Here is a 21655-nt window from a genome sequence, read left to right as displayed (position 1 = left end):
AATACACCTATCCCCTGTGGGAGCGAGCCTGCTCGCGAAAGCAATCTCTCAGTCACATCAATGCTGAATGTGCCGACGCTTTCGCGAGCAGGCTCGCTCCCACATTAGATTTTCTGTAGGCGAATTAGACCGTCGGCGTCTGTGCGGGCCTCGACCGAGTCGTAGCCGGCTAATGTGGCATGCGGGGTCTCGATCGGGTGATCGTGAGTCGCCGTCACCACCACCAGGTCCGCACCCGCCGCTTCGGCCGCGAGGATGCCCACGGTGGCGTCTTCGAAAATCAGGCACTCCGTCACGTCAACACCCAACCGCTTGGCAGCCAGTCGATAGCCGGCAGGATCAGGCTTGCCAGCGCTGACATCCTCGGCCGTGACCATCACCGCCGGTTCTGGAATCCCCGCCGCCGCCATTCGGCGCAATGCCAGGGCCTTGGGCGCCGAGGTGACGATGGCCCATTGATGGGCGGGGAGCGACTTCAAAAAGTCCGCCGCCGCCAGCACCTCGACAATGCCTTCGACATCCTCGATTTCCGCTTGGGTGATAAGCGCCGCTTGAGCTTCGGCATCCACCCCGGGCAACGCCAGGCGATTGATGGTGTCGATGGCGCGAGCGCCATGAATGGTCGGCAGGAACGACTCGACATCGACCCCATGGCGCACGGCCCAGGCAGCCCAGATCCGCTCGGCGGCGGCAATGGAATTGAGGACGGTGCCGTCCATATCGAACAGAAAAGCTCGGTACGGGGTGTTAAAGACGGATTTTTGAGCAGGCAAAGGGGGCATTCCTCTCGCTGGAGCCAGGCGGATTTACCCGGCAATGTAGCATTTGCGAGAGGACAGAAAGCGCGCTACAAGGTGATTTCAGCCAGTCCGCTTCGACTTGAAGGCCCCTTCTACACAATCAAGCAATTGCCCCAGCGCCCACGGTTTCTTGATGAACGAAACCGCATGCCTGACCCCGGAGCTTTCCGGCGTTTCGAACCCGGACATGATCATGATCGGCTTCTCCGGCCAGCGGTCGCCGAACAGATTGGCCAGGTCCGCGCCGTTGAGTGTTCCCGGCATGGTGATGTCGGTTAGCAACAAACCCACCTTGTTTGCATGCTCGTTCAGGTACACCGACGCGGCGTCCGCGCTGACATGTGGCTCAACCACAAAGCCTTCTTCCTGAAGAATTTCACAGAGAAACTCGAGGATCAGCGGGTCATCCTCCACCACAAGAATCAACCCGCCAAGAAGGTTGTCGCCCGCTGTTGATATTGGACTCATGACTGTGCCGCTCCCTGATCTCACCAATGATTTCGCGGGCGTAAATCCGCTGCCTATTTGGTATGAGCAGCGGACTCGGCGGAAATTCATTTTTGATACGGGCGAGCGATGAAATCACGCGTCCTGCAGGATCAGGTCGGCCCCCTTCTCCGCGACCATCAGCACCGCAGCGTGAGTATTGCCGGAGGTCACGTTGGGGAAAATCGACGCATCGACGATGCGCAAACCACCCAGGCCGTGGACTTTCAAACGATTGTCCACCACCGACTTCCGCTCGTCCGCGCCCATGGCGCAGGAGCCGCAAAGGTGGTAGATCGAACCGCTGTTTTCACGGAAATACTGCAGCATCTGTTCGTCAGTCTCGACGACCGGCCCCGGTAATACCTCTTCAACGGTGATGTTTTTGAGCGCAGGCGCCAGCATAATTTTGCGCATCAGGCGGCTGCCCTGGATCACCTCATCGATGTCCTTTTGCGTGCTCAGGTAATTGGGGTCGATCAGCGCCGCGTCCCGCGGATTTTTCGAGGCGATCTCGATGTGCCCGCGACTGGTCGGACGGCACGGATTGAAGCACAACAGGAAGCCTGAATACGGTTCGGGCTTGAGACTGGCCTTGTTGTTTTTCGGGATCTGGTACGACAGCGGATTGAAGTACAACTGCAGGTTCGGATTAGCCTGCTGCTCGTTGCCACGGAAGAATCCGCCGGCCTGGTTGACACTCATCGCCAGCGCGCCCTTGCGGGTGAACAGGTATTTCAGACCCAGCTTGAACTGACCGAACAGCGAACTCAGTTGATCATTGAGCGTCTCGATGTTGGCCTTGTAGTAATAGCTGGCGCACAAGTGGTCTTGCAGGTTCTGCCCCACCGCTGGCAAGTGTTTGACCAGCGGGATGTTGTGTTTGGCCAGCAACGCCTGATCGGCAACACCGGACAGTTGCAGAATCTTCGGCGTGTCCACGGCACCGGCGCAGAGAATCACTTCCTTGTTTGCGGTAAAGGTCCGGACCACGCCGTGCTGGGTGACGCAAATCCCGGTCGCACGTTGCTTTTGATCATCAAACAACACCCGATCCACCAAGGCGTAATGTTCAACCGTCAGGTTCGGCCGGCTCAATGCCGGATGCAGGTGCGCAAAACTGCTGGAGCAGCGTTGGCCGTTGCGGGTGTTGACGTCGTAGATGCCCGAGCCTTCGAACTTCGGGCCGTTGAAGTCATCGCTGTGCGGGTAGCCGAGTTCGTCGCAGCCCTTGAGGAACACATCACAGATCGGGTGGGTCTGGCCTTTCATCGGGGTGATGCTGATCGGGCCGCTGCCGCCGTGGTACTCACTGTCGCCGAGCGGGTGGTTTTCCAGTTTGCGGAAATACGGCAGCACCTCCTTGAAACCCCAGCCGTCGTTGCCGTTCGCCGCCCAGTCGTCGAAGTCATGGGCCTGGCCGCGCACGTAGATCATCGCGTTGATCGAACCCGAACCGCCTTGCACCTTGCCGCGCGGGGCATAGATTTCACGGTTGTTCAGCTGCTTTTGCGGCTGGCTGTAGTACATCCAGTTGAAGGTCGGGTTGTAATACATTTTGGCGAAGCCGACGGGAATCCTGAACCACAGGGAACTGTCCTTGCCGCCCGCCTCTAGCAGCAACACCGAGTATTTCCCCGACGCCGAGAGCCGATTGGCCAGGATGCAACCTGCGGCGCCAGCGCCAGCGATGATGTAGTCGTAAGTCATGCACGGTTACCGCGTAAGTCGTTTTACAAAATTCGGATGGACGATGCGATCCCCTGTGGGAGCCAGCCTGCTGGCGATGGCGGCCTGACATTCAACATCAATGTCGACTGATCCACCGCTATCGCCAGCAGGCTGGCTCCCACAGGAACCGCGTCAGGCCTGTCAGCCTCGGGCTGGCGATGTGTCTTTGACATCTGCCGGGGTCGGCGCCATTTGCAGGTGCAAGCGTTCGCCGGTGTACGGCGAATGCTTGCGCACCACGTCCATATTCAGCTCCACCCCCAGGCCCGGCTCGGTGGACGCAATGATGTAGCCGTCCTCCCATTGCAGCGGCTTGGTCAGCACCTCAGCGTGGAAACCGCCCCAGGTCATGATGCTTTCCTGGATCAGGAAGTTCGGCGTGCAAGTGGCCAGCTGGAAGCTCGCCGCCGCGCCAATCGGCCCGTTATAGAGGTGCGGTGCGATTTGCGCGTAATAAGCTTCGGCCATGCTGGCGATCTTCTTCGCTTCCAGCAGACCGCCGCAGCGCGCGACGTTCATTTGCAGGATCGATGCACCGCCCGCCTGCAGCAACTTGAAGAACTCATACTTGGTGGTCAGACGCTCGCCGGTGGCAATCGGAATGCTGGTCTTGGCCGCCACTTGTGCCATGGCCTCTTCCTGACCCGGCGGCACCGGTTCTTCAAACCACAGCGGGTCGTACTTCTCCAGGCGCTTGGCCAGGCGGATCGCCGAGGACGGGACCATTTGCCCGTGAGTGCCAAACAGCAGGTCGCACTTGTCGCCCACCGCTTCGCGGATCCTGCGGCAGAAGGTTTCGCAGCGCTCCAGCACTTGCAGCGAAATCTGGTGCCCGGAGTACGCGGTGTACGGGCCGGCCGGATCGAACTTCACGGCGGTGAAGCCTTTGTTCATGTTGTCGATGGCGCACTCGGCAGCCAGGTCCGGGTCGTCGTAGTCATACTCGCCCTTGCTGTTGACCGGGTACAGGTAGGTGTAGGAACGCAGGCGTTCGTTGACCTTGCCGCCCAGCAATTCATACACCGGCTTGTTCGCCGCTTTGCCGATGATGTCCCAGCAGGCCATTTCCAGGCCGCTGACCACGCCCATCATGGTCAGGTCCGGACGCTGGGTGAACCCGCTCGAATAGGCCTGGCGGAAGAAGCGCTCGATGTGGTGCGGGTCGTGGTTGAGCAGGTAGCGTTCGAACACGTCTTCGATGATCGGCAGCATGGCTTTGGGACCGAAGGTCGCGGCGTAGATTTCGCCCACACCTTCGATGCCGCAATCGGTCTTGAGCTTGACGAACAGCCAGTACATGCCGCCGATGTGCGGCGGTGGTACGGCAACGATATGGGTTTCAAGGGCGACGATTTTCATCTCAGGCACCTGTCTGCTTTAAAGAGGTCTGGTTCAAAGATTTACGATTGATTCGAGCGCGCAAGGTCAGGGCCGCGAGGGTCCCGAGCAGGCCGACGAAGGCGATGTAGCCGAAATACAGCTTGTAACCAAAGGCACCGGGGAAATGTTCGGTGAGGTAGCCGTTGATCAAGGGAATAAAGGCATCCGGCAGATAACCGACCACCGAGACGATGCCAATCGCCAGCCCGGTGATGCGCAGTGGAATGTTGCAGGTGTCGAGGATCGCCCAGTACAAGCCGCGAATGGCGTAGGTCATCAGGCCGATGAAAATCACCGTGCCGATCAACAGGCCCATGCTATTGAGTCCCGGGAACACGATCAGCCCGACCATCGCCAGCGTCGCCAGCAACAGCGCCACGATCAGCACCGAGATGTTCGAGAACTTGTCACCCAGCCAGCCACCGCCGATACCGCCGATGGGGCGCATCCACAACTTGATGGTGGTGATGGTGCCGGCCATGACCGCCGTCATGCCGCTACCTTGCAGGTAATCGGAGAAACTGTAGGTGGCCCAGAAAATGTGATATCCGCAGAACACGATGGCGGTGACCAGCCACAGTTCAGGGATTTTCACCAACGTCGCCAAGTCGCTGAGCAGGTTGAACCTGCCCTTCTCCACCGGTGCCGTGTCTTCCATGGACTTCGGGTCCTTGATCAACACCAGCACACAGCCGATGGCGATACAGGTAAACGCGTACAGGTAAACCACGTGTTTGAAACCTTCAGCCGCCGACTCGCCACGGGTTTCGGTGGCGAAAGCGAACAGGCCCAGGGCCACGGTTGCCAGCAAGGCTTCAACCAAGCCACGACCGCCGTCGAGAATCCCGAAGAACCGGCCCTGCTCGGTGTGGTGAGCGATCATTTTCACGCGTTTGAGCACCGAGGCCCAGAACGTCAGGCCGGTGGTCAGGCCCCAGCAACCGAAGATGATCATCAGGCCGGTCATCGATGGCGCGCTGGAGTACCAAAGGCCCAGGGCACCGGTGGCGACCAGCGAAAAGAAGATCAAAAAACGCGGGGCGATGCGGTCTGCCAGCCAACCGCTGGGCAAGTAGCTGAGGAGGAAAATCGTCCCAAGCATCGAGTACAGATAACCCAGTTCGCTGTGGTTGATCTGGAACACTTCGAGCATGGTGGTCTGATAGACCTGGCGCAGGTACAGGATCGGATAGATCGCACCGGCGGCCAGCACCAACAGCATCAACTGGATGTAGCGACTTCCCTTGTCACTGTGGCTTTTTGAACCCGCGTTCGAACCCTGAACAGCGGCAACAGTGGTTGCAGGCTTGGACATCTAAGTGACCTCGGGCAGCCCGGTGGTCCGGGCGCCCCAAATAATTGTTTTTATAGGTGTGGCGTGAGGCTAGTGCCGATCACTTAACGTGAAGAACCGTGTTGTGTAGGAGCCAGGCTTGCCGGCGAAGGCGTTTTCAAGGCTGCCTTCGCCGGCAAGCCTGGCTCCTACAAATCCGGTTCCCCCTTAACTGATCGGTGTTGCGGGTGGCTCAGTACTTCATCACCACCAAGCGGGTCTGGGTGAATTCGAGCATGCCGTGCTTGCCGTCATCGCCGCCCAGACCGGAACGTTTCCACCCGGCGTGGAAGCCCTGGTACGGGTCGGCCGGGGTGCGATTGACGTACAACTCGCCGGCCTCAATGGCGTTGGCAACTTTCATGGTGGTGCGGTAGTTCTCGGTGTACAGCACCGAAGACAGGCCAAACTGATGATCGTTGGCCATGGTCAGCGCTTCGCCGATGTCGCGGTACTTGAGCACCGGCAGCACCGGGCCGAAGATTTCTTCCTGGATGATTTCCATGTCCTGACGGCAGCCGCTGAGCAAGGTCGGCGGGTAAAAATGGCCCTTGCCTTGCGGGATAAAACCGCCTGTTTCCAGTACAGCACCGTCGGCGATGGCGCGCTCGACCATGGCATGGATGTTCTGTTGCGCACTGGCGTTGACCAACGGCCCCATCAGGCTGGCGTCAGTGGCACGGTCGCCGAAGTGCACCGCGCTGATCTTGGCTTTGAGCAGCGCAAGGAATGCTTCATAGACGCTTTCCTGCACGTAGACGCGCTCCACTGCCGTGCACAACTGGCCGCAGTGGGTGGTCTTGGAAGCGACGATCGCGCTGGCGGCGGCTTCAAGATCGGCGTCGGCTTCGATGATCGCCGGGGTTTTACCGCCTAGTTCCAGGGAGGGCTTGGCGATGTTGGCCTTGCAGTAATCGAGCACGATGCGCCCGGCGTTGACGCTGCCGGTCAAGGTGATCAAACCGACGGCCTTATGGGTGCAAACAGCGGCGGCGGTGGCGTGGTCCATGGTCAGGATGTTGACCACGCCGGCCGGCAAGCCGGATTGCTGCACGGCTTTGGCAATTTCAAAAGCCGAGGTCGGCGTGTTGTTGCTCGGGCGCACCACCACCGTGTTGCCGGCGATCAACGCCGGGGCGATTTTGCGCAGCAAGGTGTAAACCGGGTAGTTGAACGGAATCAGGCACGCCACCACGCCAATCGCTTCGCGGTGCAGGAACAGGTTTTCGTCCGGGGTGTCGCTGGGAATGATCTCGCCTTCGATACGGCGCGCCCACTCGGCGTGATAGCGGGTGATCTGCGCGGCGTAACGGGCTTCGTTGCTGGCGTCGGCAACACTTTTGCCGGACTCGGCGGCCAGGGCTTCACCGATGTGTTCGGCGCAGGCCTCAAGGGCGTCGGCAAACGAGCGCAGGTGTTCGGCGCGTTCGATGCTGGTGAGTTTTCCCCAGGTTTTCTGGGCGGCGGCGGCAGCGTCTACAGCAGCGGTGGCTTCGGCGGTGCTGGCCGCCGAAACGTGGCCGACCAGTGCTTCGGTCGCCGGGTTGTAGACTGCGATCAGCGCGTCGCTGGCAGGCTCAATGAAGTGACCGTTAACAAAATTTCGCTCGAGTCGCATGTGAATCGCCCATCGTTGTTTTTATCCAGTTCGAGCAGTCTTGGCATCCCGGGCGGGTTGAACAAACGATTTATTGAGCGGGGGAACATTCGAAAAATGCACATTACCCCAAACAATGAATTTCCCTGTAGGAGCGAGGCTGAACTGGTCAAGTAATCTTGGACACCGATTAAGGTTTCACGCCGCCAACTTCTCCCTGGCGACTGGTGACCGATAGTCGTTGTAGCTATGCGGCCTGGTGATGTTGTAGCGCGATACATAGCGCTGCACATCCGCTCGGGCCTCATGTTCCGATCCGTAGCCTGCTTCTGGCACCCACTCTGATTTCAAACTTCCAAAGAAACGCTCCATCGGAGCGTTGTCCCAGCATTCGCCTTTACGGCTCATGCTCTGCCGGAGTCCATGTTCCAGCAGTTCATTTCTGAATTTATGGCTGGTGTACTGGCAACCCTGGTCGGAGTGAAACAGTACGTCTTTTGGGCGACCGCGTAGTTCAATCGCCATCCGCAGGGCTTCGCAGGTCAGCGTGGCATCGGAGATCATCGAAAATGACCAGCCCACGATCCGGCGAGCGAACAAGTCCAGAACTGCCGCGAAATACAGCCAGCGCTTGCCGACTTTGATGTACGTCACGTCCCCACACCACACCTGATTGACCGCCGTAACATCAAACTTGCGTTTGAGCATATGCGGTGCCACCAAAGCTTCCACGCCGGGTGACTTGTACTTATGGCGCCGGCGTTGACGGCTGACAATGCCTGCTTCTCGCATCAGGCTGCGAGCCATGAATCGCCCGACATCATACCCGCCGGCTTGCAGCTGTTTAGCCAAGGTACGAGCACCCGCAGACTCTCTCGACGCCCTGTGGTGTTTGAGCAGCATGGCCTTGAGCCTCTCTCGCTTAGGACTCACTTTGCCTTGGCGCTGACGCCATGCGTAAAAGCTACTGCGGTTTATTCCGAAGACACGACAGCAATCGTTAACGCCGTACTGCTCGCCCAGCTCACAGATCAACGAGAGTGATCTTTGGCGTCCAAAAGCAGGAGAGCACTGGCCTTTTTTAGGATTTCGATATCCCGGTCTCTTTGCCTGAGCAAGGCTTTAAGTTCCTGGATCTCTCGCTGATCCGCGGTAATCGCCTTGGCTCCCACCGGAGTCGAACCCAAGCGTTCCTTACGAACCTGATCGACCCAGCGGCGCAAGGCCGTAGGGCCAATATCCAAACTGGTGCAGACCTCGGGAACGGACTGCCCCTCGTCCAGCACCATGCTGGCAGCCTTGAGTTTGAACTCATTGGAATAAGATTTACGCATATCCAAACACCTCAGATTTGGGCGCCATCATAGCGCCCGATTGAGGTGTCCAAAATCATTAGGCCAGTTCAGGCTTGCCCGCGAAGGCGGTGTACCAGTCAACATTGAAGTCGCCTGACAGGCCGCCTTCGCGGGCAAGCCTCGCTCCTACAGGGGGGGTGTGGAGGCTAGATGGCGGCGGTGGAGGGTTCGAGCTGCCTTTGCGCCAACCAGATTTCCTCTTGCAACCATTGGCTGAACACCTGCAATTGCGGCATCTGTGTCTGCTCCGGTCGGGTCACCAGCCAATAGGATTGATGCCCTTCCACGTGCACGTTCAGCACTTGGGTCAACTGCCCGCTGGCCAGTTCCGAGGCCACCATGTGCCAGTCGGCGATGGTGATCCCCAAGCCGTCGATGGCCGCGCGGATGGCCAGGTCCAGCAGGTCGAATTCATAACCACCCTGGGTGTCGACACCATTGATTCGCGCGGCGTCCAGCCAGTGTTTCCAGGTCAAGTAGCGCTGGTCTTCCCGGGCCAGTACATGTAGCAGCGTCAGGCGATTGAGGTCGATGCCCCGCTCGCTCCACTCCCGCGCATACAAGGACGGTGCGCACACGGCGATGTGCCGCTCCTGGATCAGCAACGAGCTGTCCAGACCGTCCCATTCGCCGTCGCCAAAACGGATCGCGCAGTCCAGCGTACTGGTTTCCGCCAGGCTGTCCTGCAGACGGGTGGTGATGCTCAACTCCAGCTCCGGATGCTTCTCCCGCAGGCGCGCCAGACGCGGCATCAACCAGCGATTGGTGAACGTCGGCGGCGCGTTGATGTGCAGGCGATTGGAATGGGTTTTCTGCTGAATGCTGCGCACCGTCAGCTCGATCTTGTCGAAAGACTGATGCAGCGCGCGCAGCAAAATCCGCCCGGCGCTGGTCAATTCGAGGTGGTGATGACGCCGTTCCAGCAGGTTCTCGCCCAGCTGTTCTTCGAGCTGACGCACCTGCCGGCTGACCGCACTCTGAGTGACATTGAGCAGCTCGGCGGCCCGGGTAAAGCTGCCGGTGCTGCCGGCCACTTCGAAGGCCTTGAGCGCATTGAGCGCGGGCATTTTGCGTTTCATTAAGCTCACTCGTGGGAGGCTGACGAGGTGTAAAGCATCCCATGCCTTGTAGGAAATTTCCTGAGTAACATGCATTTTTGTGTTGTGCAGGACGATTTCCGCTTCCCACCGGATTGCTTTATGTGGGAGCGGGGTTGTATTGAGCCTGCCTATTTCAAGCACTGGCGCAGCCATCCGTCAGTAACATGCATTTATCGAACGTTTGCGCGTTGAATTTATCGTTTGTCGATCTTTGCGCCGATGACAAAACTGCGGCCATCTCAAATAAAAACAACATGAGAGCTGCCCATGCCCCATCTCGACGAGCTAACAACTCTGGACGGCGCCCTGCCGCATCCAGCAGTCAACGACCTGTGCATTCAAGTCAACAGTGGCGAGATCAATCGTCGACAGTTTCTGCGCACCGCCGCCCTGCTGGGCGTCACCGTAGCCAGCGCCAGCACCTTCCTCGGTTCCGCCCTGCTCGGCAATTCAGCCCGGGCAGACGATGCCGTCGCACCGCGCCAGGGCGGAAGCCTGCGCTTTGCCTGTGCCATCCAGGAAATCCAGGACCCGATGCTGATCACCTGGATCGAAGCCTCGAACCTGTTGCGCAACGCTCTGGAATTCCTGACCTGGGTCGACGCCGACAACATCACGCACCCTTACCTGGCCGAAAGCTGGAGCCCGTCCGAGGACCTCAAGACCTGGACGTTCAACCTGCGTCAGGATGTGAAGTGGAGCAACGGCGACACCTTCAACGTCGACGACGTACAGCACAACATTCAACGCTGGATTGCCGCCGACTCCAAGTCGGTCAACCGCACCGCGTTCCAGGACATCAGCGCCTTCGAAAAACTCAATGACTTCCAGTTCCGCCTGGTGCTCAAGCGGCCAATCCTGGCGATCCCGGAAATGCTCAACGCCTTCACCTGCGCCATCGTTCACCGCAGCTTCAAGGCCGGTGACGACTGGGCGAAAAACCCCCTCTGCACCGGTCCGTTCAAGCTTGTGTCGTTTGCCGTCAACAAGCAGGCAACGTTCGCCAAGCGCGCCGATTACTGGCGCAAACCGGCCAACCTCGACGAGTTGCGCTACGTCGACATGGGCACCGACATTTCCTCTCATCTGGCGGCCTTGCAGGCCGGGCAAGTGGACGTGCTGTACCGGGTGACCGTGGCCGAACTGGACCTGGCCAAACGTCTGCCGGGCGCGCAATTGCTGACCTGCAAATCGGCGCAGACCATCGTCATGCGCATGGCCTGCGACCAGAAGCCGTTCGACGACCTGCGCATTCGTAAAGCGGTGGTGCTCTGCGCCGACAACGCGCAGATGCTGAAGATCGCCTATCGCGGCATGGGCTCGCTCGGCGAAGACCATCACGTCGCACCGTCGCACCCGGAATACTTTGCATTGCCCAAACGTACCCGGGACGTGGCGGCGGCGAAGAAGCTCCTCGCCGAAGCAGGTTTTGCGAACGGCATCGACATCGACCTGATCGTCGGCAACACCCAGGGTCGCTACGAGCAGGACTGCGCCCAGATCCTGCAGCAGAACTGCGCCGAAGCCGGCATCCGCATCAACCTCAAAGTGATCCCGGCCACCCAATACTGGCCGATCTGGAACAAGGCAGCGTTCAGCCTGACCTACTGGGCCCACCGCCCGCTGGGCGTGATGTCCCTGGAGCTGGCCTACCGCAGCGGTGCGGCCTGGAACGAAAGCCATTACAGCGACCCAGCCTTCGACGCCGCGCTGGACAAAGCCATGGGCATCGTCGACCCGAAACAGCGGGCCGTGGCCATGGAGGAAGTCGAGCGCATCTTGCAAGACGCCTGCGTCATGGTGCAGCCGTTCTGGGGTGACAACTTCACCGCCACCAGCAAAAAGGTCCAGGGCTTCAAGGTCCACCCTTCGCACTTCTACCCAATGGATGAGGTCTGGCTGAGCGCCTGACGCACAGCCCCACAACCGCTCGCCACACCTGAGGGTGCGGCGGGCCGGCCTCCCTTGAATAGCCGGAGCGTGCAAGCATGGCTGAATTTCTGTTGCGCAAATTACTGGCGTTGATAGCGACCCTGTTGTCGGTGTCACTGATCGTCTTTGCGGCCCTCGAACTGAACATCGAGGACGTGGCGATCAACGTCCTCGGCCCCTACTCCGCCGCCGACCAGCGCGCCGCGTGGCTGGTGGAACACGGCTACAACCAACCCTTCCTGTGGCGCTACCTGGTGTGGCTCAAGGATTTTCTCTGTGGTGACTGGGGCACTTCGGTGCACTTTCGTGAACCTGTCATCGACCTGTTGCTGCCCAACCTTGGGCAAACCCTGATCCTCGCCGGGCTGGCGCTGCTGGTGATGGTGCCGGTGGCATTGACCCTGGGCATTCTGGCGGGTATCCGTCAGGGTTCGGCGCTGGATCGGCTGGTGTCGTTCCTGTCGATCGTCACCACCTCTATTCCGGATTTCGCCAGTGCGGTGTTCGTCTCGGCAATTTTCGTGTTCTGGCTCAACTGGCTGCCGGGCGTGAGCAGCATGAGCGATGGTTTCAACGCCGCCGAACTGGCGCTGCCACTGATGGTGCTGTGCCTGTTCGGCATCGGTTATCTGGCACGGATTACCCGCGCCTCGATGGTCGAAGTGATGCAAGCGCCGTACATCCGCACCGCCCGCCTCAAAGGCGCATCTACGTCGCGCATTGTCCTGCGCCATGCCCTGCGCAATGTGCTGATCGCCCCGATCACGGTGATCATGTTGTACATCCCGTGGCTGCTGTCGAACGTGATCGTGGTCGAAGTGTTCTTCGCCTACAAAGGCTTCGGCTCGCTGCTGTACACCGCCTCGCTGAACCATGACGTCTACCTGATCGAAGCCTGCGCCATGATCAGTGGCGTGGTGGTCGGCGCGACAAAAATCTTCTCGGACCTGGCCTACACCTGGCTCAACCCGCGCATCACCTTGCGCAGTCTTGGCGGAGGTGGCCAATGAGCTTCCTGCACTCGTTCAAACACCCCTTGGCATTGCTCGGCTTGCTGTTGGTCGGCGGCTGGGTGTTGCTGGCGCTGTTCGCGCCCTGGCTGGCGCCCCACGATCCACTGGAAAGCTTCACCCCGCTGCTGACACCGATGACTGACGACGGTAATGGCCTGAGCTTTTTGCTGGGCACCGACATGATTGGGCGGGACATTCTTTCGCGGCTGATCTGGGGCACGCGCACCGTGCTGTTCTGGTCGGTGCTGGCGACATTGACCGCGTTCGCCGTGGGCATCGCCATGGGCCTGTGTGCCGGTTACTTCAATGGCCGGGTCGACGCGTTGCTGTCATATGTTGCCGACACCGTGCTGTCGTTCCCGGTGCTGGTGTTGTACATCGTGATCATCATCGCCCTCGGTGCTTCGGCGCTGAACATCCTGATTGCGGTGACCTTCACCAGCGCCCCGGCGATCTTCCGCATCATGCGCGCATTGACCATCGACATCCGCTCCAGGGATTACGTGCTCAGCGCCATTACCCAAGGCGAAGGGTCGCTGCGGATCATGCTGGTGGAAATCCTGCCCAACTGCGGCGGGCCGCTGATCGTCGATTTCTGCCTGCGCATCGGCTACACCGCGATCATGATCGGCGCCCTCGGTTTTCTCGGCCTCGGCCTGCCACCGCCGACCCCGGACTGGGGCGGCATGATCAACGAAGGCCGCAGCATGGCCATCGCTTTCCCGCACCTGGTGATCTTCCCGTGCATTGCGATCTCCACCCTGATGCTGGGCCTGAGCCTGCTGGCGGACGGTCTGGACGAACACGCCCAGAAAGGCACAAGGAGTTGAGCATGAACCCACAACAGAACCTGCAACAAGTGCTGCGCGTGGAGAACCTCTCCATCGAACTGCCCGACGGTGCCGACCGCAGCCATGCCGTGCAAGGCATCAGCCTGGATGTGCGCAAAGGCGAAATTCTCTGCGTCATCGGTGAGTCCGGTTCCGGCAAGTCGGTGCTGTCGGCAGCCATCATGGGCGACTACGCCAAAGGCCTGCGTCACAGTGAAGGCGTGATCGACTTTCTCGGCAACGACATCTGCCGCATGGAAGAAAACGCCCTGCGCCAGTTACGCGGCAACCGCATCGCGATGATCTTCCAGGAGCCCATGGCCGCGCTCAATCCGGCCATCCGCATTGGCCAGCAGGTCGAGGAAATCTTCGACATTCACGCACCGCAGATGCCCGCCGCCGAGCGCCGTGAGCGCATGCTTGCGCTGCTCGACTCGACCCATTTGCCCGACCCGCCACGGATCGCCAACAGCTTTCCCCACCAACTCTCCGGTGGCCAATGCCAGCGCGTGGTGATCGCCATGGCCCTGGCGATGAACCCGGACCTGTTGATCGCCGACGAACCGACCACCGCCCTCGACGTCACCACTCAAGCGCAAGTATTGAAACTGGTACGCGAGCTGCGCGGGCGTGGCCAGCACGGGATTTTGTTCATTACCCATGACTTTGGCGTGGTGGCGGAAATCGCTGACCGCATCGCGGTGATGGAAGGCGGCAGGCTGGTGGAAATCGGTGAGCGCGACCAGGTGCTGCATGCGCCTAAACACCCCTACACCCGAAAATTGATCGCGGCGGTACCGGCGCTGCACCCGGAACTGCACGTGCCCAGCGCTGACGGCGAACTGGCGTTGCGCATCGAACATTTGACCAAGACCTACAACGTTGGCGGCCGTTCGGTGGCGGCGCTCAAGGACGTGTCGCTGCAACTGCCACGGGGCAAGACCCTGGCCATCGTCGGTGAGTCCGGATCCGGCAAAAGCACCTTGGTCAAAGCCGCGATTCGGCTGGTGGACAGTGACAGCGGGCACGTCTGGGTCGGTGACACGGACTTCCTGGCCTTGCGCGGTTCGGCCCTGGCGGCCAATCGGCGGCGGATCCAGATGATTTTCCAGGACCCTTACGGCTCGCTCAATCCGCGCCATCGGGTCGGCGACATCATCGCTCGCGCCGCGCAACTACGAGGGTTATCAGCCAAGGATGCGTGGACCGAAGCGGGCGATTTGCTGGAGCAGGTCGGGCTCAAACGGGACGCCCTCAACCGCAAACCACGGCAGTTTTCCGGTGGCCAGCGCCAGCGCATCGGCATTGCCCGGGCACTGGCGATGCGCCCCGAAGTGCTGATCGCCGATGAAAGCGTCTCGGCGCTGGATGTTTCGGTGCAGAAGCAAGTGCTGGAGTTGCTGGCCGAACTGCAACAGCGACACAACCTGAGCATTTTGTTCATCACCCACGACTTGCGGGTGGCGGCACAGATCAGTGACTACATCGCGGTCATGCGCCAGGGCGAAGTCGTCGAGTACGGCAGCGCCGAACAGGTGCTATTGCGTCCGCAAAACAGCTACACCCAGACGCTGCTCGCGGCGGCACCCGGCGCTTCGGCGATACCGGTCACGCCAATCGACGGCCCTGTATTGAGGCTGATCCGACCTCAGGCTCACTGACCCAAAAACCCTTTCCCCCACGCTGCAGCGTTCGCTGCGGGCTGGGTTGCTGTTGCCAATAATAATCAGAAATCCGGAGTAAGACTGTGCGCACAACCACCCCTCGCGCTATTCGTGCCATCGCGTTGATACCCGTGCTCGGCGCCTTCGCGGCACCGGCCATGGCCGTTCAAGTCACCGACAACCTCGACCTCGGCGGCGCCGTCCGTGCCCGTTGGGACTACGACCCGGACCGCGACATCCAGAAGTTCGGCCTGGACACGGTGTTCCTCAGCGCCAAGTACAACTCCGACACCTGGATCGGCGAGGCGCAATACCGTTTCTACGGACGCTCCTATCCCTACCAGTACACCAAGAACTACGGCGATATCCAATTCGCCAAGTTCGCCTGGGCCGGCTACAAGTTCAACCCCGACCAGCAGGTGCAAGTGGGCTTGAACACGGTGCCGTTCGGTTTGCAGCCGTACTTCGGCAGCACCTTCTACGAAACCCTGGGCAACGTCATCGGCCTGGAAGACGTGCAACAGATCGGCGCCAAGTACATCCAGCAAAGCGGCGACTGGAACATCCAGGCCGGCTACTACCTGCGACCGGCGTGGCAAGGCAAAGGCACCAGCAAAGGCGTGACGTATTCCAGCGTGGTGTCCGGGGCCGACAGCTACGTAGCCGACGGCAGCGACAACCAGGAACGCAACACCGTGGTGCTGCGCGTGGCCAAGGCCCTGGACCTGGGGCCGTGGAAATCCGAAGTCGGGATTTCCGGCCTGACCTCGACCCTGGAGAACAAGGACACCGACAATGACGGTCGCCGTAATGCCGTGGCCGTGCACTATTTGGGCAAGAACGGTCCGTGGGGCGTGCAACTGCAAGCGGCGCGGCAACAGATGTCGCCGCGCAACGCCGGCACCGACGAACTGGTGACCCTGGGCGGTTACGACGGGACGTACAACGTCGCCAGCCGCGGCAACCTGTACGTTGCGGACCTGAGCTACGACGTCGCCGGCAAATACCTGTTCGACCAGATCAGCGGCGTGAAGCTGTACGTCAACTACAGCGCCTTCGACAAATCCGCCAGCGAGTTCAAGACCTCCGAGCGGATGATCCTGGGCACCTCGTTTTCGCTGAACAAATTGTGGATCGCCACGGAATGGCTGTATGGCAAGAATGATCCATATATCGGCGGTAGCAGCTATACCCAGAGTTTGGGGGCTGGCGGGACGGATCATTGGGAGAATCAGTTGTACATGAACATCGGGTATTACTTCTGATCCGGGGTTTTTTGGCGGTCTTGAGGACGCCTTCGCGGGCAAGCCTCGCGCCTACAGGTTATGGGTTTCGCACCAGCACAAATCTGTAGGAGCGAGGCTTGCCCGCGATGGCGTCAGCCCAAACAACACTTGCATCAGCCCCTGCCACAGGAGTCAGATACGCCCTACAGAACATTCGCCAAAAACAATAAACCTGCCCCACTTCGGCGTCAGGTGCGGAGCCCTCACTTCCATGCGTCAACTGCCCTCGCTCAACATGCTGCGCGTCTTCGAAGAGGTTGCGCGGCATCGCAGTTTCAGCCAGGCGGCCTTGGGTCTGAACGTTACCCAAGGCGCGGTAAGCCGCCAGATCAAACAGCTCGAAGACTACCTCGGTGTCGCGCTGTTCGTGCGCACGCCCCAAGGCTTGACGCTGACCGAAACCGGCAGCGCCCTCTCCCCGCATCTGGCGGAAGCCTTCGACCATATGGAGCGCGCCCTGCAAGCGGTGCGCGTGCCCAACCTGCGCCAGCGCCTGCGGATTCTCGCACCGCCGACCTGGGCGACGCGCTGGTTGTCGGCGCATTTGCGTGTGTTCTGCCAACGCTACCCGGACATCAGCCTGAGCGTGACAAACCAGAGCAGCCACGAAAGCCTTGCGGAAATCGATTGCCACATCCGCTTCGGCCTCGAAGCCGCCAGCCATTGCAGCAGTCGGCTGCTGGTGATGGAACGCCACATCGCCGTGGCCAGTCCGGAGCTGTTTACCGATGGGCAACCACCGGATTTGCGGCAGTTCCCGTTGCTGCACATCCTGCACGACGGCAAGCGGTTGAAGGTCTGGGAAAACTGGCTGGCGGCCATGGGCCGGGAAGATGTCGATGCCGGGCAAGGACTGGAATTCAGCACGCTGGATCAGGTGATCCACACCGCATTGGCCGGTGGTGGATTGGCGGTGATTGACCGACAAATGATCGAGAAAGAACTGGCGAATGGCAGCCTGTTGCCAATCACCCCGGTGGAAGTGGTCGGGCCGTATGGCTATTGGCTGGATGTGGCGAACGACAAACAGGGGTTGTCGAAGGTACGGTTGTTTACCGAGTGGCTGGGGTTAGTCAGCAATCCCTGAAACACTGAAGTCCCTGTGGGAGCGGGCTTGCCCGCGATAGCAATTTTTCAGGCACATTGATAGCGAATGTGCCGACGCCATCGCGGGCAAGCCCGCTCCCACAGGTTTTTTGACAGCTCTTTAAACCGGGGCAGCGACCTTCACCGCCACCGTCGAATTATCCTCTACCGGGCTCTGCGCTTTGCACGCCTGGCTCAGCGTCAGGGATTTGGTTTCCGGTGCCCAGGCCCAGGACAGCAACGCGCCCAGTGCCAGAATCGCCGCCAGAATGCCCATGGTCGGGCTCAAACCAATCCCCGCCACGCTCACCGGCAACAGGAAGGTACTGACCGCCGAACCCAAACGACTCACCGCCGTAGCCAGGCCAATCCCGCTGGCCCGCACTTCCGTTGGAAAGCTCTCGGCCGGAAACACCCCCACCAGGTTGCTCACCGCCGACAACACCAACGTGAACAGACCAAACACCAACACCATCAAGAACGCCGCGCTGCCTGGCAGTACCGCCAGCAGAAACAACGCCACGGCAAGGATGATGAACGAGTTGATCAGGAAGCCTCTGCGCGAAAACTTCACCGTGCACCAGATGCCGATCAGTGCCCCGAGAATCAGCAGCATGTTGAGCATCAGCTCGGTACCAAAACCTTCGGCCAACCCCATCTTTTGCAGAATCGACGGCAGGAAGGTGTAAATGGCGAAGTACGGCATCACGATGCAAACGAAGAACAGGCAATTGAAGGCGGTGCGCTTGCGGTATTCACGGCTGAACAACACCGCGTAGCCGGAGCGGGTTTCAGTGGATTGGGTTTCGTCGAGCTCGACATTGTCGCCCAGGTGTTTCTTGACGATAGCGCGCGCCTCGGCAATCCGCCCCTGATTGACCAACCAGCGCGGCGATTCCGGCGTGCCGATACGGGCGATCAGAATCAACGCCGCCGGGATCGCCGATGAGGCCAGCATCCAGCGCCAGGCGTCATCGCCAAGGCTGAGCATGGCCGTGCCGACGAAGGTGGCGGCGACGTAGCCGAAGGTCCAGATCACGCTGAACGAACCGAGCAATACGCCGCGATGTTTCTTCGGTGAAAACTCGGCAAGCATCGCGTGGCCGACACTGAAGTCACCGCCCAGGCCAATGCCGATCAGTACCCGGCAGAGAAACAGGCCCATGGCCGTTTCAGCGTAGAACTGCATCACCGAAGCGATGGTAATCAGCACGAAACTGACCAGGAAGATTTTCTGCCGGCCGACCTTGTCGGAGATCCAGCCGAAAAACAGGCTGCCAAGGAACAGGCCAATCAGCGCGGACGCTCCGATCAGGCCTTGCCAGAACGCATCCAGTTGCATCTGCGGACTCAGCAAGGTGAACGCGATGCCGATCAGGCCGAGGATGTAGCCGTCAGTGAAATGTGCGCCGAACGTCAGGCCGGCGATTTTGATGTGAAAGCGCCCGATGGGCAGGTCGTCGATTTTTACCGGTAGTACGGACATGTTCGTCTCCAGTTGTTGTTATTGACGGAGAAATGCAACCGATATCTCTACCCTGTAGGAGCGAGCGATGCGGGCAAGCCTCGCTCCTACAGGTTTTGTGGGGTGTTACAGGCCGCCCATCAGCAGGTATTTGATTTCCAAGTAGTCATCCAGACCGTACTTCGAACCTTCGCGACCCAGGCCCGATTCCTTGATGCCGCCGAACGGCGCTACTTCCGTGGAAATGATCCCTTCGTTGATCCCGACCATGCCGGCTTCCAGGCCTTCGGCCATGCGCCACACGCGGCCGATGTCGCGGCTGTAGAAGTACGCCGACAAGCCGTAGGGCGTGTCGTTGGCCCGCTGCAGCACTTCGGCTTCGTCCTTGAACCGGAAGCAAGCGGCCACCGGGCCAAAGGTTTCGTCCTGGGCGATCAGCATGTCGCTGTTAGCTTCGACGAGGATGGTCGGCTCATAAAACGTGCCGCCCAACGCATGACGACGACCGCCGCACAACAACTTGGCGCCCTTCTCCAGCGCATCACCGACATGCAACTCGACCTTGGCCAGCGCTTGCGCGTTGATCAGCGGGCCTTGCTCGGTCTCGCCCTCCAGCGCACTGCCAACCCGCATCGCGGCAACGGCTTCAGCAAGTTTGCCGGTGAAGGCTTCGTAGACGCCGTCCTGAATGAAGAAGCGGTTGACGCAAACGCAGGTCTGCCCGGTGTTGCGGAATTTCGAGGCCATGGCGCCTTTGACGGCAGCGTCCAGATCGGCGTCGTCGAAGACAATAAACGGTGCGTTGCCGCCCAGTTCCAGCGAGACTTTTTTCAAGGTGTCGGCCGCCTGGCGCATCAGCAACTTGCCGGTGCGGGTGGAGCCGGTGAACGATAATTTGCGCACGACGCCGGAGGCTTGCAGCGCACCACCGATGGCCACGGCGTCGCCGGAAACGACGTTGAACACACCGGCCGGAATGCCCGCCTGCTCGGCCAATACCGCCAGGGCGAACGCCGACAGTGGCGTCTCTTCCGACGGTTTGAGGATCATCGTGCAACCGGCCGCCAATGCCGGGCCGACCTTGCGGGTGACCATCGCCAGCGGGAAGTTCCACGGGGTGATCGCGGCGACCACTCCAATGGCTTCCTTGACCACGATGATCCGCGCATCGGCCTTGTGGCTCGGGATCACGTCGCCGTAAGCGCGTTTGGCTTCTTCGGCGAACCATTCCAGAAAGCTCGCGGCATACACCACTTCGCCCATGGCTTCAGCCAACGGCTTGCCTTGTTCACGGCTGAGCAAGGTCGCCAGATCCTTCTGGTTGCTCAACATCAGCTCGCTCCAGCGCTTGAGCTTCTGGCTGCGTTCCTTGGCGGTCAACTTGCGCCAGGCGGGCAATGCACGGTTGGCGGCGTCGATGGCGCGGTTAGTGTCTTCGGCGCCGGCCTTTTGCACCTCGGCAATCAACTCGCCGTTGGCCGGGTTCAGCACCGGGTACGTCGCCCCCCCGCTGGACCATTGGCCGTCGATGAAGTTGCCGTTACGGATTAGCGCGCTCATGCCACAGCCTCAGTCAGGTTGAAGCGTTCCAGACCCGGACGGGCCGAACGCAAAATGCGTTTGCCGGCGGTGTAATCGTTGATCACGTCGCACGGGGTGTAGTTGCGTTCCAGCTCGTGCAGTTCTTCGGCATCGAGTTGGGTCTCCAGCGCCGCCAGGGCACTGTCGAACTGTGCGGTGGTGTCGGCGCCGACCAACATGCAATCCACGCCGGGATGGTTGGCTACCCAGGCCTGAGCGATCTGTGCGTTGGACACGCCACGAGCACGGGCTACGCGTTGCACCGAATGGGCGATCTCGAACGAGGCTTCGTCGCTGTACATCTGTTGGGTGAAGAAGTCGGTCTGGTTGCGCGTCGACTGTGCGTCACCGGTCAACAAGCCACGGGCCAACGGGCTAAACACCGAAACGCCAATCCCCTGGTCACGGCAGAACGGAATCATCTCGCGCTCTTCTTCGCGGTAGGCGCAGTTCAATTGCAGTTGCATGTTGATCGGCTTGACCCAGCCATTGCGCTCGCAGGCCATGAGGATCTTCGCCAGTTGCCCGGTGAGCATGGTCGACACGCCGATGTAACGGGCTTTGCCGGAGCGCACGATGTCGTTCATGGCACTCATGGTTTCTTCAACCGGGGTGTTCACGTCAAAGTAATGCAGCATGAACACATCGACGTAATCCATATCCAGACGCTTCAGCGACGCGTCGATGCTGTCCATGATGTGCTTGCGCGAATGGCCGCTGGCGTTGATCCCGGTGCGGGTGCCGTAGCCGACTTTGGTGGTGATCACCAGGTCTTCGCGACGTGCCAGGCGTTTGACGATACGCCCCACCACTTCTTCACCGACACCGGCGGAATAGAAGTCCGCGAGGTCGATGAAGTTCACGCCGTTGTCCAGCGCGTGCTTGACGATTGGCTCGCTCTTCTTTTCATCGAAGATCCATGGTTTCCAGTCCGGGGTGCCCATGTTCATGGTGCCCAGGCACAGGCGGGAGACTTGCAGGCCGGAGTTGCCCAAACGGATATATTGCATGGCGCA

General features: G+C 60.2%; 18 protein-coding genes. 6 read left to right on the top strand and 12 right to left on the bottom strand.

Going from position 1 to position 21655, the window contains the following annotated elements; translation table 11 throughout:
- Window positions 1-104 precede the first annotated feature (104 nt).
- The 9 genes from ACA057_RS11545 to ACA057_RS11505 all read right to left on the bottom strand — a co-directional run bounded on the left by ACA057_RS11545 (window position 105) and on the right by ACA057_RS11505 (window position 9761).
- Window positions 105-773 carry an HAD-IA family hydrolase gene (locus tag ACA057_RS11545; RefSeq protein ID WP_497348402.1) on the bottom strand — a complete coding sequence of 223 codons (669 nt, stop codon included), beginning with the start codon at window positions 771-773 and terminating at the stop codon, window positions 105-107.
- Window positions 774-860: 87 nt separating this feature from the next.
- Window positions 861-1268, bottom strand: a complete 408-nt coding sequence (locus ACA057_RS11540) for a response regulator (protein ID WP_497348400.1) — start codon at window positions 1266-1268, stop codon at window positions 861-863.
- 114 nt (window positions 1269-1382) lie between these two features.
- The gene (locus ACA057_RS11535; protein WP_497348398.1) at window positions 1383-2996 is read right to left on the bottom strand and encodes a GMC family oxidoreductase; all 1614 of its coding nucleotides are present in this window, start codon (window positions 2994-2996) and stop codon (window positions 1383-1385) included.
- A 162-nt stretch (window positions 2997-3158) separates the two neighbouring features.
- The gene (locus ACA057_RS11530; RefSeq protein ID WP_497348396.1) at window positions 3159-4376 is read right to left on the bottom strand and encodes a mandelate racemase/muconate lactonizing enzyme family protein; all 1218 of its coding nucleotides are present in this window, start codon (window positions 4374-4376) and stop codon (window positions 3159-3161) included.
- A 1-nt stretch (window position 4377) separates the two neighbouring features.
- Window positions 4378-5712, bottom strand: a complete 1335-nt coding sequence (locus tag ACA057_RS11525; protein WP_497348394.1) for an MFS transporter — start codon at window positions 5710-5712, stop codon at window positions 4378-4380.
- 211 nt (window positions 5713-5923) lie between these two features.
- Window positions 5924-7348 carry an aldehyde dehydrogenase gene (gene aldA, locus ACA057_RS11520; protein ID WP_497348392.1) on the bottom strand — a complete coding sequence of 475 codons (1425 nt, stop codon included), beginning with the start codon at window positions 7346-7348 and terminating at the stop codon, window positions 5924-5926.
- A 177-nt stretch (window positions 7349-7525) separates the two neighbouring features.
- Complete coding sequence (locus ACA057_RS11515) at window positions 7526-8362, bottom strand: IS3 family transposase (protein ID WP_497342245.1); 837 nt, start codon at window positions 8360-8362, stop codon at window positions 7526-7528.
- Window positions 8359-8661 carry a transposase gene (locus ACA057_RS11510; protein ID WP_497342247.1) on the bottom strand — a complete coding sequence of 101 codons (303 nt, stop codon included), beginning with the start codon at window positions 8659-8661 and terminating at the stop codon, window positions 8359-8361. Before ACA057_RS11510 ends, ACA057_RS11515 begins: the two co-directional genes overlap by 4 nt.
- 167 nt (window positions 8662-8828) lie before the next feature.
- Window positions 8829-9761, bottom strand: a complete 933-nt coding sequence (locus ACA057_RS11505; protein ID WP_497348390.1) for a LysR substrate-binding domain-containing protein — start codon at window positions 9759-9761, stop codon at window positions 8829-8831.
- Between the two features lie 288 nt (window positions 9762-10049).
- On the opposite strand from ACA057_RS11505, the gene ACA057_RS11500 reads away from it, so the two are divergent.
- The 6 genes from ACA057_RS11500 (at window position 10050) to ACA057_RS11475 (ending at window position 17594) form a co-directional block, all read left to right on the top strand.
- Window positions 10050-11693, top strand: a complete 1644-nt coding sequence (locus ACA057_RS11500; protein WP_497348388.1) for an ABC transporter substrate-binding protein — start codon at window positions 10050-10052, stop codon at window positions 11691-11693.
- A 77-nt stretch (window positions 11694-11770) separates the two neighbouring features.
- Window positions 11771-12724, top strand: a complete 954-nt coding sequence (locus ACA057_RS11495) for an ABC transporter permease (RefSeq protein WP_046055845.1) — start codon at window positions 11771-11773, stop codon at window positions 12722-12724.
- Window positions 12721-13557 (top strand): ABC transporter permease, encoded by an 837-nt coding sequence (locus ACA057_RS11490; RefSeq protein WP_497348386.1) that lies wholly within the window; start codon window positions 12721-12723, stop codon window positions 13555-13557. Before ACA057_RS11495 ends, ACA057_RS11490 begins: the two co-directional genes overlap by 4 nt.
- A gap of 2 nt (window positions 13558-13559) precedes the next feature.
- A complete protein-coding gene (locus ACA057_RS11485; RefSeq protein WP_497348384.1) occupies window positions 13560-15218 on the top strand; it encodes a dipeptide ABC transporter ATP-binding protein in 1659 nt (552 codons plus the stop codon).
- A gap of 86 nt (window positions 15219-15304) precedes the next feature.
- A complete protein-coding gene (locus ACA057_RS11480) occupies window positions 15305-16486 on the top strand; it encodes a hypothetical protein (protein ID WP_497348382.1) in 1182 nt (393 codons plus the stop codon).
- A gap of 232 nt (window positions 16487-16718) precedes the next feature.
- Window positions 16719-17594: a LysR substrate-binding domain-containing protein gene (locus ACA057_RS11475; protein ID WP_497348380.1), complete on the top strand. Its 876-nt coding sequence runs from the start codon at window positions 16719-16721 to the stop codon at window positions 17592-17594.
- Between the two features lie 120 nt (window positions 17595-17714).
- On the opposite strand, the gene ACA057_RS11470 is transcribed toward ACA057_RS11475, so the two are convergent.
- From ACA057_RS11470 to ACA057_RS11460, 3 genes are all read right to left on the bottom strand, one after another.
- Window positions 17715-19079 (bottom strand): MFS transporter, encoded by a 1365-nt coding sequence (locus ACA057_RS11470; RefSeq protein ID WP_497348378.1) that lies wholly within the window; start codon window positions 19077-19079, stop codon window positions 17715-17717.
- 105 nt (window positions 19080-19184) lie between these two features.
- On the bottom strand, window positions 19185-20618 hold the full coding sequence (locus ACA057_RS11465; protein WP_497348376.1) for an NAD-dependent succinate-semialdehyde dehydrogenase: 1434 nt from the start codon (window positions 20616-20618) through the stop codon (window positions 19185-19187).
- Window positions 20615-21649: an aldo/keto reductase gene (locus ACA057_RS11460; protein ID WP_497348374.1), complete on the bottom strand. Its 1035-nt coding sequence runs from the start codon at window positions 21647-21649 to the stop codon at window positions 20615-20617. The genes ACA057_RS11465 and ACA057_RS11460 overlap by 4 nt, the downstream gene beginning before the upstream one ends.
- Between the last annotated feature and the right edge of the window lie 6 nt (window positions 21650-21655).

The organism is Pseudomonas sp. LBUM1661, from assembly GCF_059695925.1.
This window is presented reverse-complemented; position numbering and strand designations above follow the sequence as displayed.

Coding starts and splice junctions, on each gene's coding strand:
- ACA057_RS11540 (WP_497348400.1), bottom strand. CDS start 1,268: ATGAGTCCAATATCAACAGCGGGCGACAACCTTCTTGGCGGGTTGATT.
- ACA057_RS11535 (WP_497348398.1), bottom strand. CDS start 2,996: ATGACTTACGACTACATCATCGCTGGCGCTGGCGCCGCAGGTTGCATC.
- ACA057_RS11530 (WP_497348396.1), bottom strand. CDS start 4,376: ATGAAAATCGTCGCCCTTGAAACCCATATCGTTGCCGTACCACCGCCG.
- ACA057_RS11525 (WP_497348394.1), bottom strand. CDS start 5,712: ATGTCCAAGCCTGCAACCACTGTTGCCGCTGTTCAGGGTTCGAACGCG.
- aldA (WP_497348392.1), bottom strand. CDS start 7,348: ATGCGACTCGAGCGAAATTTTGTTAACGGTCACTTCATTGAGCCTGCC.
- ACA057_RS11510 (WP_497342247.1), bottom strand. CDS start 8,661: ATGCGTAAATCTTATTCCAATGAGTTCAAACTCAAGGCTGCCAGCATG.
- ACA057_RS11505 (WP_497348390.1), bottom strand. CDS start 9,761: ATGAAACGCAAAATGCCCGCGCTCAATGCGCTCAAGGCCTTCGAAGTG.
- ACA057_RS11500 (WP_497348388.1), top strand. CDS start 10,050: ATGCCCCATCTCGACGAGCTAACAACTCTGGACGGCGCCCTGCCGCAT.
- ACA057_RS11495 (WP_046055845.1), top strand. CDS start 11,771: ATGGCTGAATTTCTGTTGCGCAAATTACTGGCGTTGATAGCGACCCTG.
- ACA057_RS11490 (WP_497348386.1), top strand. CDS start 12,721: ATGAGCTTCCTGCACTCGTTCAAACACCCCTTGGCATTGCTCGGCTTG.
- ACA057_RS11485 (WP_497348384.1), top strand. CDS start 13,560: ATGAACCCACAACAGAACCTGCAACAAGTGCTGCGCGTGGAGAACCTC.
- ACA057_RS11475 (WP_497348380.1), top strand. CDS start 16,719: ATGCGTCAACTGCCCTCGCTCAACATGCTGCGCGTCTTCGAAGAGGTT.
- ACA057_RS11470 (WP_497348378.1), bottom strand. CDS start 19,079: ATGTCCGTACTACCGGTAAAAATCGACGACCTGCCCATCGGGCGCTTT.
- ACA057_RS11465 (WP_497348376.1), bottom strand. CDS start 20,618: ATGAGCGCGCTAATCCGTAACGGCAACTTCATCGACGGCCAATGGTCC.
- ACA057_RS11460 (WP_497348374.1), bottom strand. CDS start 21,649: ATGCAATATATCCGTTTGGGCAACTCCGGCCTGCAAGTCTCCCGCCTG.